Source organism: Pontibacter sp. SGAir0037 (genome assembly GCF_005491705.1).
GTDB lineage: Bacteria > Bacteroidota > Bacteroidia > Cytophagales > Hymenobacteraceae > Pontibacter.
Genome location: NZ_CP028092.1, coordinates 3,773,285 through 3,790,515, shown reverse-complemented (window position 1 = coordinate 3,790,515; position 17,231 = coordinate 3,773,285). Strand labels below are relative to the sequence as shown.

The window sequence follows — 17,231 nt, the reverse complement described above, 5'->3', positions numbered from 1 at the left end:
ATTAGTTTAATTGCATTGTCGGGTTAATAGCGGCAAAAACCAAGTGCCTTAAAAACTTACTGGCTTCTGTTTGTGCCAGCTGTTTGCCTTTTAGCTCTGTTAGAGAAGGCAGGTGTTCAGCAAAGTATAGCTGGTGGTGCGCAGCCTCCAGCAACGTGCTGATAAGCGCGTTCGGGTAGGCATACTCAGGGTTAATCTCCTGCACCATCTTTGCCAGGCGATGGCAGAGTTGCTTGTACTCATAAAAGAAGCCTTCCTGGTTGTCATGATCTACTTCTTTGGTTAAGTATACTTTAGATGCTTCTGCTATAACAATCCGGTTTAGTACCTTCTCGTCTATATGCGGTGTGCGTGGGTCGTTTATGTTTGCAGCAGCTACTACATCCAACGCCTTACTCAGTTGCTCCCTTGGGTCGGAAATATTATGAGTTTCATAACTAACGTTAAAATCTACCCAGGCCCAGTACCACGACACCAGGTATACCAACAGTTTGTGTTTGTTCTCGAAGTAGCGGTAAACAGAAGCTTCGGTAGAACCTATCTCTGCGGCCAGCTTTTTAAAAGTAAACTGCTCAAAGCCCAGCGTATCAATCAGCTTTATGCTTTCTGATATTATTTTCCTTCCCAGTTCCGTGCTCTCCGGCTCCCTGAGATAAGATTTATGACTTAGATTAATGGTAATACTATGTGTCATTATGAATTTAATTACTGTAACGTAGTTGCTGATCTTGGGGCAAAGATATGATAACTTTCTTTTATAATAGTATTACTATCAAAAAAGTTTACAAAACTATTATTTTTTTATGGCAAGCTGTGGGAAAGAGAAAATGACTGAAGTAGGCGATGCCGTATAAAAACAAAACCTGCTGAAAAATAACAGGTTGTTATTTCAGCAGGTTTTGTTTAGAATGAGGTCGTGTTTGTAGAGCAGAAATCTTACTTATGTAAGCCATAGGAGTGGTGCAGTACGAGGCTGGCAGCAAGGCAGAAGGCGGCGCGGTTTCATAGTTTAAAAAGCAGGTGCGCATGCTGCAGGCAATCGTGCTATGCCAGACTTAGTGTTGCTATCAGCATGTACAAGCCAAGCAGGAAAACGTAAGTAAAGTAACTTTTTTTCATAGTTTTAAAAGGTTGTCAGATTGCTTGGGCAGATAACAGTTTACCATCTCTTTTACCTCCCTTGCTATAATGTAGAGCCATAAATGGAGCAAAGGGTTGCTTCGTGTCAGAAAAAAAATACAGATTGTCTGAAAACGCTTACATCTTAATAAAGCAGGCAACATATATCATTTAAACAATTAGCCCTACCTTTACAGTTGCGATCTGCCGTACGTATAGTATAAGCAGTACATCAGCCTAAACATTGCCATGAAATTCGAAGATTACCGCATCTCTGACGAAATAAAGAAAAGCTTAAGCAAGCTTAATTTCAGAAAGCCAACCGATATACAATTTAAAGCCATACCGCCTATTATGAAAGGAGAGGATGTGCTGGCTATTGCCCAGACTGGTACGGGTAAAACAGCTGCTTTTGCCATTCCGATCCTGGACAGGTTACAGTTTAGCAAGAACCGCAAGCGCGGCGACGGTATTAAATGTGTGGTAATGGTACCAACACGGGAACTGGCACTACAGATTACGGAGGTGTTTAACGAGATTGGCCGTGGCACCCGGGTAAATACTTTTTGTGTGTTTGGGGGGGTAGAGCAAGGGCCTCAAATTACCAAACTGGAAGCAGGGATTGATGTGCTGGTAGCTACTCCGGGCCGTTTATTTGACCTGGTAAGCCAGGGACATATACAGCTGCACCGGGTAGAGGTACTGGTGCTGGACGAAGCAGACCACATGCTGGACCTGGGCTTTATACACGACATCAGGCAACTTATTACAAAATTGCCACGCCAGAGACAAACGCTGTTCTTCTCGGCCACCATTAACGAAAAAATAAAGGAGCTGGCCTACTCGTTGGTTAATAAGCCGGTACGAATTCAGATCTCTCCAAAAGATCCAGTATCTAAAAATGTGGACCACTCGGTCATGTTTATGGAGATGGACGATAAGCGCTTTTTCCTGGAGCGGGTGGTAAATGAGAATCCGGAGAAAAAGATATTGGTGTTTGTGCGTACCAAAGTGCGTGCAGAGCGTGTCGTGGCCGCCATGGATCGGGTAGGTATAAAAGCCTTAAGCATACACGGAGGCAAAGAGCAGAAGGACCGACTGGATGTGATGCGCAAGTTTAAGAAGGGGGAGGTGAAGCTGCTGATCGCTACAGATGTAAGTGCTCGGGGCATAGACATCCCGAATGTGGAGTATGTGGTAAACTACGACTTGCCGGAGCAGCCGGAAAACTATGTGCACCGCGTAGGTCGTACCGGGCGTGGTACCGAAAAAGGAATAGCGGTTTCTTTCTGTGCGCCTGAAGAAAAGCCGGTGCTGGATGAGATACAAACTTATCTTACAAAAGACATTAAAGTGCTGGAAGTAGACAAAGAGGACTATGAGGCTACAATAGACTTTTCGGCAGAAGCTAAATACGACTGGAAAGCGTTAATAAAAGAAGCGGAGGAGCAGGAAGCGCAGGCAAAGAAAAAAGGCAGGAAAAAGAAATAAAGGCGCTGAAGCTTATGGGCGTGCAGGAGGTATAAATCAACTATTTCAAGATTAAAAGCTAACTATAATATGAAAACGAAGCTGCTTTATAGTTTACTTCTGCTGTGTTTGCTGGCAGGCTTTTCTTTTAGAGTGCCGCGGCAAAACCAAAGGGCCGAACTGGTGCTCGATGCAAAGGCAAAGTTAGGGGAGGGGGCTCTCTGGCATCCTACCGAAAAGAAGCTATACTGGGTAGATATAAACGGAGAAGCGCTTCATATTTATGATCCGGCTACAAAAAAAGATAAAAAATTTCCGACAGGTTCGCGGGTAGGTACGGTGGTGCCTGTAGAGGGCGGTGGTGCCCTGGTAGCTTTGCAAAGCGGCATTCATAAAATAGATACAAAAATCGGCAAGCTTACTTTAATTGCCAATCCGATTGCAGGCGATGATAAAATGCGGTTTAATGATGGCAAGTGCGACCCCGGCGGCCGTTTCTGGGTAGGCACTATGGCTACCGACGGCAGAAAAGAGGTTGCTGCCTTGTATAGAATGGATAAAGATAAGCAGGTACACCAGGTGCTGGATAAGGTAACCACATCGAATGGTATCGTTTGGACGGCTGATAAGAAAACCATGTACTATGCCGATACTCCTACCAGAATGGTGCAGGCTTTCGATTATGATAATAAAACAGGTGAAATAAGCAATGGCCGGGTCGCTTTCAGGATTCCTGCATCTACCGGAGGAGCACCCGATGGCATGACCATGGATGCAGAAGGCAAGCTTTGGATAGCCCTTTGGGGAGCCGGAGCTGTAACACGCTGGGATCCTGAAACAGGTGAGATGCTGCAAAAAATTGAAGTGCCCGCACCAGAAACCACTTCCTGTGCCTTTGGCGGCGAAAACCTGGATATCCTTTATATTACTACTGCCCAGGAATGGATCAGCCCAGAGAATTTACAGAAGTACCCACTCAGTGGCGGTCTTTTTGCAGTTAAGCCAGGCGTAAAAGGTGTTAAAGCAGAGTTTTATAAAGGGAAGCTGTAATTTTATTATAGGGAATCAGCTTTTTTTACCTGCTCCAGCAGCCGCTCTATCCAGAAAATAAGGCATAAAGCCACCAGGTTGATACCGATCAGCTTCTGGCCGGTATCAGTGCCCGCTTCCAATTGGAAAGAGGAAATAGCCAGACGAAACTTAAAAGTCCAGGAGCCTATCATATCAATACCAACGCCTAAGCGTAGCCCGGCCACATACTGAAAGCCGTAGGCCCCAAAAGTAAAATATACCACCTGCAGCACCTGGTTGATTAATGAAAGAACTAAACCCCGTCTTGCGTTGCGGAACAACATACGGCCGCAGAGAATGGAAAATACAAAAAGACCTGCGGCAAATAAGGAAATACGCAGTACCTGCTGTGTCACTACTAATTCGCCCCGGAACAGCACCCATAGGGTAAGTGCTATTCCTAAAATACCGCCAACAATCTGGTAAAGCGCAAGAAATCTTAAACCAGCTTTAGGCTTTTGCTGCAATGCGCCTGTTTTAATTGATTTTGAAGACATGATCTGCAAAAGTAGGCAAAATAGCCGACCTTTACATGAAGGACTTTAGCAACTATACCTCACCTGCAGAAAGCCATTTTTATATAGCTTATTTTCTGTTGGCTGTAGCTTTACTTTGTGTTCACTGGCTTCTTCAGAAAAAAGCGGAATCCCTTTTCCGAGGATAACAGGTATATAAGTTAAGATAATCTCATCGAGCAAACCTGCATTTAAGATGGTGGCATTTAATTGCCCTCCTCCAATCAGCCAGATATCTTTGCCTTCCTGCTCCTTCAGTTTCTCCATAAAATCTACCACGTTTTCATGTACAAAAGTTACATGCTCTGTATCCTGGTTGTTCCCTGACCTCGAAAACACATAGTTTGTTTTATCATCATAAGGAAAAGGCATATCAAAAGTGAGTATCTGCTGATAGGTGCTGTTCCCCATTAAAGTTGTGTCGATGGTTTGCAGGAAGGTGGTATAGCCGAAGTCTTCGTCGGGGATGTTATACTTTTTATCGTGTAGCCAGTCAATATTCCCGTCTGGGCGGGCAATAAAACCATCCAGACTTGCCGCAATGTAAAGCACTATTTTTCTCATAGGTATAGATGTATTTATCAATGTTAAAGCATTTAATTCGCCAGATCTTCAGCCGGTGGAGCAGGTATGTGAATGCCTGAGCTAATTTAATATATAACCTTGTTAAGTTATTTTGCTTTTGTAGAATATTAGCTATAATTTATCTGGTGCATTACGGCGCAGGTATAGTAAAGTTAATCAGAGATTGCACAGCAGTAAGATTCATAAAGCCAGAAAGGTGCCCTGCCTGTACCTGACCGAAGCCATACTTTGGGGAGTAGGCCTTGTGGCATTGGCCGTGATGGATCCGGGGGGAGAGCATTTATTTAGCTTGTGTCCTTTCAGTTGGATTGACTTCTGGTTTTGCCCGGGTTGTGGACTGGGGCATGCCATTGCTTTTTTGTTTCGCGGGGAGTGGGTGGCCTCGTGGAAGGCGCACCCTTTAGGCTTGCCGGTACTGGTTGTTTTGCTCTGGCGGGTGCTGGTTATTATCAGAAATTACAGAACACTTAGATATTTCTACCTAAACCATACTTCTAATGGCTAACATTTTAAACATTATGCCGGAGCTGGAAGCTGATGAACTGGCTTTCTTACAGGGATTACTAAAAGATGCATCAGATGCCGAAGCGCATCAGTTTGCCAGCATTTACAGGCCGAGGCGCAGAGATACTACTCTTATTCTGGTAACCACGTTAGTAGGCTTTTTCGGAGTAGCAGGTATACAACGTTTCCTGGTGGGACAAATAGGAATGGGCATCCTGTACTTTTTTACAGGTGGGCTTTGTGCCATAGGTACTATTGTCGATCTGATCAACCATAAGCGCCTTACCTTTGAGTATAATGTAAAAGAGGCTCAAAAAGTCTATGCCATGATGTTTGGCCGCTATGGAGCTGCTTAACCAGTAGTATCAGAACCTTGCTGCTTTTGCGAAAGGAATGCGTTGCTGCTGTGTCTGGTTATTTACCTGCAGGATATAGTAACCAGCCGGAAGCTCTCTTATATCAATCGAAACTTCTCTGTTTTGTGCCTGATTTATACTAAACTGCTTTACCAGCCTGCCTGTAGCATCGTAAACAGCGCCTTGTGTTGGAGTGAAGGCCATGTTGGCAAGGGTAATAGCAGCATGGGCAGGATTAGGAAATAATAATACAGGCAGAGGCTGCTCTACTTCCAGATTAGGAGATCGAGTGATCCTTTCGAGCCGATGAAGTACCCATAGGTTCGGGTCCAGCGTGATAGAAGTAACAGTGCCTTCAACCTCTAGCAGGTAATCTTCGATTGGCTGATCGTGGGTTAAGCGTACAGTTGTAGCGTTGCCATCTGCAGTTCTGATCAGGTACTCCAGGTCTGTCTTGAAAAAGTTGTTGGCAGTGCTGAACTGTGTTGTGAGCAGGCGCAACTGATTTCCCTGCTGGTTCCATTCTACAGTGAATCCGGGGTAGCTTTCGCCAGTATACCACTGTTCAAAAAAGTAACTGAAGTTGCGGCCTGTTGTTTGCTCGACTACCCGTTGTAGATCTGCGGTGGTAGCAGTCTTGCCACCGAATTCCTGTAAATAAGTGCGCAGGGCCTGAAAGAACAGAGCATCATCATTTATCTCAAACCGAAGCATGTGTACTACGGCTGCCGCTTTTTTGTAGGTTAACCTGTAGTCAAAAATCCGCGATACATTGGTAGTGTCCGGTACACGTACCGAACCTGTGGGTGTTTGTTTGGCGTAAGCTTGTGCGTCTCTCATCCAAGCAGTGGCTGCCTGCTTATTTTGCAGTCTTTCCAGAGCCAGATATTCTGAGTATGAAGCAAAACCTTCATTAAGCCAGATGTCTTCCCAGGAGGCGCAGGTTACATGATCGCCAAACCATTGATGAGCGAGCTCGTGTGCTGTAAGTGTAAACGTAAAGGTGCTTTGGGTGGTCATAGTCTGGTGTTCCATACCTCCTCCTATGGGTGCCATGCTATGGCCGTACTTTTCTCTGGCAAAAGGATATAAAATGTAGAGTTCCGAGAAAAATTCTATCAATGGTGTCGTGAGGTCTATTTCAGCTCTGTAGGTATTTAATGCACCGCCACGGTATATATAATTAAGCACAGGAATGGGGGCAGGAACTCCGGCTGGGTTAGCATAAATAAGGTACTCCTCATAATTAGAAACAGCTACAGAAATAAGGTAGTACGCAATAGGGTATTTCGACTTCCATTCGTAGCGCACCTTGTTATCAGACAAAGGTACTGTATTGGTCAGAAGCCCGTTAGAACCTGCTTTATTGTCGGCACTGGTTGTTACAAAAACGTGCACAGAATCGGCTTTATCAGTAAGCACCTGTTTGGTGGGCCACCATTCATAGGCAGCATAAGGCTCGCTCAGGCTCCAGGTTACCTGGTTTCCCCATACAGGCTCTGTGGCTGTGTTAAAGCCATTGCCAATAGCTGCATTTGCTCCGGACGGGGCTGTTCCGCTGTAAGTGATAACTGCTGTCAGTTCTGCAGGAGCTACAATAGGTGTAGAAAGCTTCACAGAAATGTTGCCCTGCTGATCGTTGGAAACAGACTGCTGTGGCTCCCCGTTCACTACCACAGAAAGTATCTCAAAGTTAGGGTGAAGCTCAAACGCAAAGGTATCTAACTGGCTGTTGGTGAGCTTAGCTATTGTGGTAACGCTTCCTGCTACAGAACGGCTGTTTCGCTCCAGTTGCAGGTCGAGCTTATAAAAACCTACATCATACTGGTTCATGCGCTTTACGTGCCCGGGAGTAGCAATGGCTTTTCGCTGCACTGTGTTTACCCTTGCCTCTGCGCAGCTAAAAGCAGTTTGCGCTGCTGCAGGTGAAGTCAGCAGGAAGGCAAGGCCATAGCAGCCCAATAGTATCTTACGTAACTTGTTCATTTCTAAAAGATTCTTACTTCTGCATTACGGAACAGGAGTGAGGGTGTAGCCTTTCTGGCGCAATAATTCCAAGATGCCGCCTTCTCCGGTAAGATGGCCTGCTCCAACGGCAAAAAAGGTGGCCTTTGCTTTTGCCTCACGCGCTATAACAGGTATCCAGTTTAGGTTACGCTGTGTGAAAAGGGCATCTTCAAAAACATCGTATTCACCTTTATAATCTTCTTTCAGAAGTTCTTCCAGCCCGTAAAGATCCTGTGCCAGGTACAGCTGCACCATTTTTTTATAATTGGCTTTTGCTTTATCCATTTCAGTTACACTCTCTAACAGCATTTCAGCCTGTACCTTATAAGGGATGTTGTCGAACGCTTTTATCTGCTCCTGCACTGTTTCCACGCCTATTACTTCTTTGCCCTGTGCTTTTGCCAGCGTTAGCAGTGTTTGCTCATAAGATTCCGGCTGGCAGTCTGTCATCTGCATCATCAGCATACTGTTCAGCATGAAAGGCTTCATCTTGTCCAGTTGACTGATGTCTATGTGCATGGTTTGGGTAAAGTAACTGTGAAGCACTTTATACTGTTCTTCTGTATACAGATCCCGTATGCCTCCACTGCTCATCAGGGCACCTTGCTGTATTGCCGACATAAATTTCGGGTCATCCATGTCTATTTCCAGTGCAAGCTGTTCAGAAGTTTGCAGTTTTGCCTTTACCTGGTCTGGCAATACAAAAACATCAGGGCAAATAGCATGAATAGTACCGAACAGGTAAGAAGGTTTGGCCAGGCCATTACCAGAAATCTCCCAGAGCAAAGCTTTCGGCTTTTTATTCGTGTTTTGCCCGGACACGGGGTGCAGGCAGAACAGGTTGAGGCAAATAAAAAGGTATAAGGGCGCTAATAGGTTATGCAGCTTTTTCATAAGGTAAAGTTTGTCATAAAAAGGATGAACTCCCATTTCTTGTTCTACTATATTCTGCCGCTTAACTACCGGAACCTGCATCACGGAATATTCTCCTGACTGGCTACGCAGAAATATTTATCTTGTAACGCAAACAGACCTTTATTGTATGAATAACTATACACTTACTGAGATCAATATTTACCCGATTAAATCTTTGGGCGGTATCAGCCTGCAGGAGGCACAAATAGAAGACAGAGGCCTGCGCTATGACCGGCGCTGGATGCTGGTAGATGAGACAGGTAGATTTCTATCGCAAAGGCAGCATGGTATTATGGCTTTACTGCAGGTGCATTTGCAGGATGAGGGACTTCTGGTAACGCATAAGCATGAGAAGTATACTCCTTTGCTTATTCCTTTCAGCCCTAAGACAGAAGAACGTGTACAGGTTTCTGTTTGGGATGATACCTGTGAGGCGGTGATAGTGGCTGCAGAGGCGAACGAATGGTTTACCAATGTACTGCAGATGCCGGCCAGGCTGGTATACATGCCACTTGATACAAAACGTAAAGTGGATGAGCGGTATGCTTTTGAGGAAGAAGTAGTAAGCTTTGCAGATGGCTATCCTTTCCTGATGATCGGGCAGGCTTCTTTAGATGATCTGAATTTGCGCCTGGCAGAGCCTGTGCCCATGAACCGCTTTAGGCCCAACCTGGTTTTTTCTGGTGGAACACCATTTATAGAAGATACCTGGGATGAGTTCAGCATCGGAGAAGCTGCCTTTAGAGCAGCCAAGCCCTGCGCACGATGTGTGGTGGTAACAATTAACCAGGAAACCGGAAACAAGAGCGCGGAGCCGCTAAAAACGCTTGCAACTTTCCGGCAGAAAAATAACAAAATAATGGTAGGTCAGAATCTGCTACTTACAAAAGGAAGCAAGGTAATGGTAGGAGATAAGGTAGATGTTGTAACAACAAAAGCTTAGGTAAATATATTAGTATAATCCTATCTGATTCGAAATTACCCTTGCAGGGCCATTTTTTAAAAAAAATATATACTTTTTAGTTGTTGCGACTTTGAAAATAAAGGGGGAGGTATTAATTTGGGCAAATGATTACCCGCATAGCCTTTGCTTTTCTATAGGTTCATGAAATTAAACAGGAAATTAGTATACTCTTTAATTGGTACGAGTTGTTTTGTATCTGGTGCTTTTATTACAAAAGTGGCCGAGAGCAAACTAACGGTGGCAATGCTGCAAAATGCGCAGCAGCTAATTGGCCTGAATTTTAAAGCAGCTCAGCTGGATTCTACTTTATCTGGTCTGGAAGAGTATAAGGAAGGCTATGAGCGGGTACGCCAGCAACAGCTTACAAATGATGTTGCCCCTGCACTTGTATTTAATCCGATTCCCGTAGGATTTGAGTTTGAGCAAAAGCGCGAGGCTTTTGCTGTAGAGGCTCTTAAAAATGTAAAGTTACCTGCCAATAGAGAGGAACTGGCTTTTTATTCTATACCGCAATTGGCGGCACTTATCCGCACAAAACAAATATCATCAGAAGAGCTTACTAAATTTTACCTGGACCGCCTGAAGAAGTTTGGCCCAACTCTGGAATGTGTTACTACGCTTACGGAAGAGTTGGCGTTAGAGCAGGCCCGCAAGGCTGACCAGGAAATTAAAGCAGGTAAGTACAAAGGCATGCTGCATGGCATTCCGTTTGGTGTAAAAGATTTATTGTCTACCAGAAAGTATAAAACTACCTGGGGAGCCACACCTTACAAAGACCAGCTAATTGACGAAGATGCCACCGTGGTTAAACGCCTGCAGGATGCAGGAGGCGTGCTGGTAGCCAAAACTACTTTAGGCGCGCTGGCGATGGGAGATGTATGGTATGGTGGTAAAACCCGTTCCCCGTGGGATGTGAAAAAAGGTTCCAGCGGATCTTCTGCTGGTTCAGCCTCTGCTGTGGCAGCTGGCTTGCTGCCATACGCTATAGGTACGGAAACGCTGGGTTCTATCGTATCTCCTTCTACTGCCTGTGGTACAACTGGTTTGCGGCCTACATTTGGTAGAGTTAGTCGCCAGGGTGCAATGGCTTTAAGCTGGTCTATGGATAAAATTGGCCCGATAGCTCGCTCAGCAGAAGATTGTGCCATTGTTTTTAACGCTATTTATGGGCCGGACGGAAAAGATATTTCCGTGCACGATGCGCCTTTCAACTACAATAAGAATATCAATCCTAGAAAATTACGTGTAGGATACCTTAAAAATGACTTCGAGCGCGAGTATGGCGCTTTCAAACCAAACGACCAGGCTACCTTAGAAGCTTTGCGAAAAGCAGGTATTGAACTGGTTCCCGTCGAACTTCCCAACCTTCCGGCCCGGGACTTAACATTAACCATTACAGTAGAGGGCGCTGCTGCTTTTGATGAACTTACCAGGAGCGGCCGCGATAGTTTACTGGTGCAACAGCATAAGAATGCCTGGCCAAACACATTCAGGACAGGGCGTTTCATACCAGCTGTGGAGTATTTGCAGGCACAGCGAGTGCGTACGCTGCTCATACAGCAGATGCAGGAAAATTTAAAAGATGTTGATGTTTATATCAGCCCTTCTTTTGCAAGCTCAAATCTGGTGGTAACAAACTTAACAGGACATCCTTGTGTGGTGGTGCCAAACGGATTTCAGAAAAATGGTATGCCAACTACTATCACTTTTATGGGGAAACTCTTCGGAGAAGCCCAGGTGCTGGCGTTTGCAAAGTTTTACCAAGACCTGACTAACCACGAAGAGCAGCATCCGCCAATGGTATTTGCGGCAGGAAATTAGCGGGCTCACATGAAAACAAACTTATAGTAGCTTATAGCTGCTAACGACACAAACTAACTAATCTAACTTAATTTTACATGCTTTTTAAAAAGAAAGCTATGGCTCTCTTGTTCTGCCTGCTGCTTGGCGGTAGTGCAGTTCAAGCGCAGCAGCGTAACATGGTACTCAGTGTTGAGAAGATCATGCGTGATCCGAAATGGATAGGCACGTCTCCTGATAACGTTTTCTGGTCGGAAGACGGCAGCAAGGTATACTTTAGCTGGAATCCGGAAGGCAATCGTTATGATTCTTTGTACAGCGTTTTAGTTAGTGGAAAGAATATGAAGAAGGTGAGTGCGCAAGAGCGCCGCAACTTGCCTTCGCCTTATGGCCGCTATAATAAAGCAAGAACTAAAAAGGTGTATGAGAAGAATGGCGACATCTTCTTGTATGACATAAAATCTGGCAAGGTACAGCAGGTTACCAATACGACTGAGCGTGAAAGCAGCCCCTCTTTTAGCTTTGATGAACAGGAGGTATTGTACCTGAGCAATGGAAATATGTTTTCCTGGAGCCATAGCAGTGGCCAGGTAAGGCAACTCTCTGATTTCAGAAAAGGCCGCAAACCTGTTGCCGGCGAACCTAAAGACGCGCAGCGGGACTGGTTAAAAGAGCAGCAATTAGCCTTGCTGCAAATTGTCCGTGATCGGGAAACTGATGACAAAGCACAACAGCAGCAGCGTAAAGCAGACTCTCCTAAACGCCCCAAAGAGATTTACATTGATGATAAGTCAGCCGATAACATTTCTCTCAGTCCGGACGAGCGCTTTATTACTTATTGGTTGGTAAGCAGGCCCAAAAACGCCAAAGCAACCATTGTTCCGAATTTCATTACAGCTTCCGGTTATACAGAAGATATTAATGCCCGTACAAAAGTAGGGGATGCGCAGGCAACTATAGAGTTCTATATTTACGATATACAGCACGATACCACTTTTGCACCATCTATGAAAGATGTGGAGGGTGTTTATGAGCAACCTGCTTATCTGAAGCAGGCGGAGGTAAGTGCGGGTAACAGCACCGGAGGAAGCAAAGCGAAACAGCCTGAACCCAGAGCTACTACTATGTATGGTCCTTTCTGGTCGGATAATGGTAAACATGCTGTCGTTGTGGCGCGATCGGCTGATAATAAAGATCGATGGATTTTAAAGTTAGATCCTGCTACAGGTAAGCTCTCTCTGCTGGATCGTCAGCGCGATGAAGCCTGGATAAATGGTCCTGGTATTAGTTACGGAGCAGGTGACATAGGTTTTATGCCAGATAATGAGCATGTCTGGTTTCAGTCAGAAGAAAGTGGCTATTCTCATTTGTATACTGTAAACGTAAACAATGGCCGTAAAAAAGCACTGACTGCCGGGAAATTTGAGGTGTCGGGGCTTAAAATGAGCAACGACAAAAAAAGCTGGTATTTTACAGCAAACAAAGTTCATCCGGGTGAGCAGCACTTTTACCGGATGCCAATACAGGGAGGTGAAATGGTGCAACTGACCACTATGTCAGGTGCACATGAAGTGCAGCTTTCTCCAAATGAAAAAACGTTAGCCATACGTTACTCCTATAGCAATAAACCCTGGGAGCTATTTCTGATGGACAATAAAAAAGGAGCCACTCCCCGGCAAATAACAGAATCATTGACGGATGAATTTAAATCTTACAACTGGCGTGAGCCGGAGGTAATTTCATTTAAAGCCAGGGATGGCGTTGATGTTTATGCCCGCTTGTACAAACCAGCTGCTGCCAAAGCCAACGGACCGGCTGTTATTTTTGTGCATGGTGCCGGTTACCTGCAAAATGCACACAAGTGGTGGAGTAGCTACTTCAGGGAGTACATGTTCCATAACTTTCTGGTAGACCAAGGATATACTGTATTGGACATGGACTACAGAGGCAGTGCAGGTTATGGACGTGATGTGCGAACAGGCATTTACCAGTTCATGGGTGGAAAAGATTTAACTGATCATGTGGACGGAGCAAAGTTTCTGGCTGAGCAGCACCAGGTCGATCCGAAACGCATAGGCATTTACGGTGGATCTTACGGTGGTTTTATTACGCTTATGGCTATGTTTACGCAGCCCGATGTGTTTGCTGCGGGTGCTGCTTTACGTTCTGTTACCGACTGGGCGCACTACAACCACGGTTATACTTCCAACATTCTTAACACACCATACACGGACAGCCTAGCCTATGCCAAGAGTTCTCCTATATATTATGCAGAAGGTCTGAAAGGTGCTTTGCTCATGTGCCATGGTATGGTAGATACAAATGTTCATTTCCAAGATATTGTGCGTCTTTCGCAGCGATTAATTGAACTTGGTAAAGATAATTGGGAACTGGCTGTGTACCCGGTAGAAAACCACGGCTTTACCGAGCCTGCCAGCTGGACCGATGAATACAAACGGATATTTAAGTTGTTTGAGGAGAATTTGAAGTAGAGGGACTGGGGGAATTTCTTATTGAATGGGCAAGGAAGGTGATTATCATTAAGTATTTTTATTGATATATTCTATATAAGGAGCTATAGCAATAAGCTTTTAAATGCTTTTGTAGGACTACTCTCATTAAATAGTTAAACTCTCTAAATAAAATCAATATTAATTATTAATTGGAATATTGTGTGCTTTTATTTTTCTTATGATAATAAAACAACAATTCTTTTAGGTTGATCCAATTATTTGCCTTTAAAAAATTTAAATATTCACAAAATAAGCTCCTTAAGTTATGAAAATTATAATTCAAGGTGCGGTTACGGAAAAAAAGCAAAAAAGTTTTCAATAATAGATTTATAGTATTAAATTTAAATTTATATTACACAAACTAATCAATTATCTAGTCTAACTTTATGAGAAAAATTCTATTAATGAGTTTCGCTCTGTTATTCGTGCTGGCTAATCAAGCATGGGCGCAGGGATTCACTGTTACAGGGACTGTGACAGACCAAAAAAATACACCTCTTCCTGGGGTAGGAGTGGCTGTTAAAGGAACAACTGTAGGTACATTTACTAATGCAAATGGTACCTTTAGTATTGGTGCGCCATCTGGAGAGGCTGTATTAATTATTAAATTCTTAGGATATACAACCCAAGAAGTGAAAGTAGGAGGTCGCAATACAATAAATGTGCAGCTAGCTGAAGATACTAAGTCTTTATCAGAAGTTGTTGTTACAGGCTATGGGACTACAACTAAACTAGAGCAAACAGGTTCTGTGGTACAAGTTGGGGCTAAAGATATTGAAAACACTCAATTTACATCAGTTGATAAGGCACTGCAAGGAAGGGTTGCTGGTTTGATGTCTATAGCTGGTTCAGGTCAGCCTGGAGCTGCTCAGCAAGTGCGTATACGGGGTGTGGGTTCTATGACTGCATCTTCAGAGCCGCTTTATGTTGTTGATGGAGTGCCAATCAATTCAGGAGATTTGTCGAGAATTCAACAAACAAGTAATGCTTTAGCCGGTATTAATCCTAATGATATTGAAAGCATGACGGTATTAAAAGATGCATCAGCCGCTTCAATATATGGTTCCAGAGCTGCCAATGGTGTAATTGTTATCACAACAAAGAGTGGTAAAGCTGGCAAAACCAAATTTCGCTTTGATATGGAACGTGGATATTCTGAACCGGGGTATCTGAATAAAAGGAACCGTCCTTTAACTACTGAAGAGTATAGAGAACTAACAGCTGAAGGAAGGGTAAATGCGGGTTCAAGTCAGACTTTAGAACAGGCTTTAGCATATGTAGATAATACAATGATCACAGCTGCTCGTGCTGGTGTAAGTACTAATTGGTTGGATGAGGTTACTCAGGTTGGGGTTCAGCAACAGTATAATTTATCTGCTAGTGGTGGTAATGATAAAACTCAGTTTCATATTGGTGCAGGTTACTTTGAGCAGGAGGGCTCGGTTATAAATTCTTATTTTGAAAGATACTCAACGAATGTAAACCTTAAACATAAAGCAACAGAACGTTTATCTTTCAATACAAATATGATGATATCTTATTCATCACAAAAGGGAGAAACTAATGGTGGTACATTTAGAAATCCAATACTTGCAGCTTATTTTTTAACACCATATCTGCCTGCATATAACGCAGAAGGAAAGCCTAGCTATAGCGCAACCGATTTTAGTGGTATATATAATCCATTAGCTGTTGCTGAGTATGATAGTCGTATTTATGGAGCTCTTAAAGGTATCGGAAGTGCATCAGCTGAATATCGTATCCTTGATAACCTGAAGTTTACCTCTAAGTTCGGGGTAGATTATAATGGTATTGAAGAAGACTTATATTATAACCCATACTTTGGTGACGCAAGAAATTCAAGTGGGCAGAGCTATAGATATTATACTCGTTATTTTAATTGGGTGGCTACTAATCTGTTAGACTATAATTTAGACATTTTGAATGATAATTCGCTTGTAGCTAACTTAAAAGCAGGTTACGAAGCACAAAAGTCTTTATATTATAGCTCTAATGTTTCTACAACAAATTTACCCCCTAATACAGATATTACTGTGCCTTCTGCTGGCTCTGTTCTGAATACAGCATCTGGTACAAATGAAGGTTATACCTTTACTGGCTTATTAGCAATAGGAGATATATCATATAAAGGAAGATATGTGTTATCTGGAAGCTTCAGGAGAGATGGTTCTTCTAGATTTAGTATTAACAACCCTTATGGTAACTTCTGGTCAGTTGGTGCTGCATGGAATGTAGATCAGGAACCATTTATGCAGTCTGTACCTGTAGTTAGTCAGCTAAAACTAAGAGGTTCTTATGGATTGAATGGTAACGCAAGTATAGGTAATTACGCATGGAGACCAACTTACGGGTATGGTGCTACATATAATTACAATGGTTTGTCAGGCAGTGCTCCAAGTAACGTGGGTAACGAAAATTTAACTTGGGAAACTAATAAGCCTCTTGACTTAGGATTTGATTTAGGATTATTTAACAATAGATTAAATGTAGTATTTGACTGGTATAGCCGCAAAACTACTGGTTTATTGATGGAGCAACCTATTTCTCATACTTCTGGATTCCCTAATTTTACCAATAATGTTGGTGCTATGAAGAATAGTGGAATCGAATTAGAGCTTTCTGGTACTCCTGTAGCATTTGGTGACTTTAGATGGGATGCCCGCTTCAATATATCAACTAATAAAAATGAAGTCTTAAATTTAGTTGACGGAGATATAATTTCATCTCCATTTATTAGAAGAGTAGGTGAAAATTATTATTCATTCTATGTTCGTCAATGGGCTGGTGTAGATCCAGCAAATGGTAATCCTCTCTGGTACACTGATGAAACTAGAACAGAAACGACTTCTATTTATAATGATGCAGAAAGAGTTATAGTTGGACAGTCAACTCCAAAATACTTTGGAGGTGTTGGAAGTACTTTTTCTTTCAAAGGGTTTAGCTTGGACTTCCTGTTCTATTACAGTGGCGGTAATTTAGTACGTGATTCTTGGGCTTCATATACCCAAGGTGATGGTTACAATTCTTCATTCAATAAAGTAGCTTCTCAACTTGACCGCTGGCAGAAGCCTGGTGACATTACTAATGTGCCTAAATATGTAGTTGGAGGTAATTTAAGTTCTAACTCTTTATCAGATAGATTCTTGTATCAAGGAGACTATGTGCGTTTAAGAGATCTAACACTTGCATATAACCTTCCAAGTACATTATTGGAGAAAATACACATGACAAGCTTACGTGTTTATCTAAGTGGAACAAACTTAGCAACATGGGTAAAGGATAAAGATCTACCTTATGATCCTGAAACTTATGTAACAAGCTCTAATAATTTTGATGCATACATTCCAAAAACATACACGCTAGGTATAAATGTTGGATTCTAATAATTAAG

General features: G+C 43.2%; 13 protein-coding genes. 8 read left to right on the top strand and 5 right to left on the bottom strand.

The annotated features are described in order from the left end of the window. Position 1: 1 nt before the first annotated feature. Complete coding sequence (locus C1N53_RS15510) at positions 2-694, bottom strand: TetR/AcrR family transcriptional regulator (RefSeq protein WP_137760179.1); 693 nt, start codon at positions 692-694, stop codon at positions 2-4. Between the two features lie 674 nt (positions 695-1,368). Here C1N53_RS15510 and C1N53_RS15505 point away from each other — a divergent pair. Both C1N53_RS15505 and C1N53_RS15500 read left to right on the top strand, forming a co-directional pair. Beyond that, the gene (locus C1N53_RS15505; protein WP_137760178.1) at positions 1,369-2,610 is read left to right on the top strand and encodes a DEAD/DEAH box helicase; all 1,242 of its coding nucleotides are present in this window, start codon (positions 1,369-1,371) and stop codon (positions 2,608-2,610) included. 69 nt (positions 2,611-2,679) lie between these two features. Continuing rightward, positions 2,680-3,639, top strand: a complete 960-nt coding sequence (locus tag C1N53_RS15500) for an SMP-30/gluconolactonase/LRE family protein (RefSeq protein ID WP_137760177.1) — start codon at positions 2,680-2,682, stop codon at positions 3,637-3,639. A gap of 5 nt (positions 3,640-3,644) precedes the next feature. On the opposite strand, the gene C1N53_RS15495 is transcribed toward C1N53_RS15500, so the two are convergent. Continuing rightward, complete coding sequence (locus tag C1N53_RS15495) at positions 3,645-4,157, bottom strand: hypothetical protein (protein WP_137760176.1); 513 nt, start codon at positions 4,155-4,157, stop codon at positions 3,645-3,647. A gap of 45 nt (positions 4,158-4,202) precedes the next feature. Beyond that, a complete protein-coding gene (locus tag C1N53_RS15490) occupies positions 4,203-4,739 on the bottom strand; it encodes a dihydrofolate reductase family protein (protein ID WP_137760175.1) in 537 nt (178 codons plus the stop codon). Positions 4,740-4,923: 184 nt separating this feature from the next. On the opposite strand from C1N53_RS15490, the gene C1N53_RS15485 reads away from it, so the two are divergent. Next, a complete protein-coding gene (locus tag C1N53_RS15485; protein ID WP_240773238.1) occupies positions 4,924-5,265 on the top strand; it encodes a DUF2752 domain-containing protein in 342 nt (113 codons plus the stop codon). Further along, positions 5,258-5,620: a TM2 domain-containing protein gene (locus tag C1N53_RS15480; protein WP_137760174.1), complete on the top strand. Its 363-nt coding sequence runs from the start codon at positions 5,258-5,260 to the stop codon at positions 5,618-5,620. Before C1N53_RS15485 ends, C1N53_RS15480 begins: the two co-directional genes overlap by 8 nt. A gap of 9 nt (positions 5,621-5,629) precedes the next feature. On the opposite strand, the gene C1N53_RS15475 is transcribed toward C1N53_RS15480, so the two are convergent. Both C1N53_RS15475 and C1N53_RS15470 read right to left on the bottom strand, forming a co-directional pair. Further along, a complete protein-coding gene (locus tag C1N53_RS15475) occupies positions 5,630-7,606 on the bottom strand; it encodes a M1 family aminopeptidase (protein ID WP_137760173.1) in 1,977 nt (658 codons plus the stop codon). Between the two features lie 24 nt (positions 7,607-7,630). After that, the gene (locus tag C1N53_RS15470) at positions 7,631-8,521 is read right to left on the bottom strand and encodes a TraB/GumN family protein (protein ID WP_168194042.1); all 891 of its coding nucleotides are present in this window, start codon (positions 8,519-8,521) and stop codon (positions 7,631-7,633) included. Between the two features lie 148 nt (positions 8,522-8,669). Here C1N53_RS15470 and C1N53_RS15465 point away from each other — a divergent pair, with 148 nt between their 5' ends. The 4 genes from C1N53_RS15465 (at position 8,670) to C1N53_RS15450 (ending at position 17,223) form a co-directional block, all read left to right on the top strand. Further along, positions 8,670-9,485, top strand: coding sequence for an MOSC domain-containing protein (locus C1N53_RS15465; protein ID WP_137760171.1), 816 nt, complete (start codon positions 8,670-8,672; stop codon positions 9,483-9,485). 162 nt (positions 9,486-9,647) lie between these two features. Further along, positions 9,648-11,327, top strand: coding sequence for an amidase (locus tag C1N53_RS15460; protein ID WP_137760170.1), 1,680 nt, complete (start codon positions 9,648-9,650; stop codon positions 11,325-11,327). A 98-nt stretch (positions 11,328-11,425) separates the two neighbouring features. Next, positions 11,426-13,798 (top strand): prolyl oligopeptidase family serine peptidase, encoded by a 2,373-nt coding sequence (locus tag C1N53_RS15455; RefSeq protein ID WP_240773237.1) that lies wholly within the window; start codon positions 11,426-11,428, stop codon positions 13,796-13,798. 407 nt (positions 13,799-14,205) lie between these two features. Further along, complete coding sequence (locus C1N53_RS15450) at positions 14,206-17,223, top strand: TonB-dependent receptor (protein WP_137760168.1); 3,018 nt, start codon at positions 14,206-14,208, stop codon at positions 17,221-17,223. Positions 17,224-17,231: the final 8 nt, after the last annotated feature.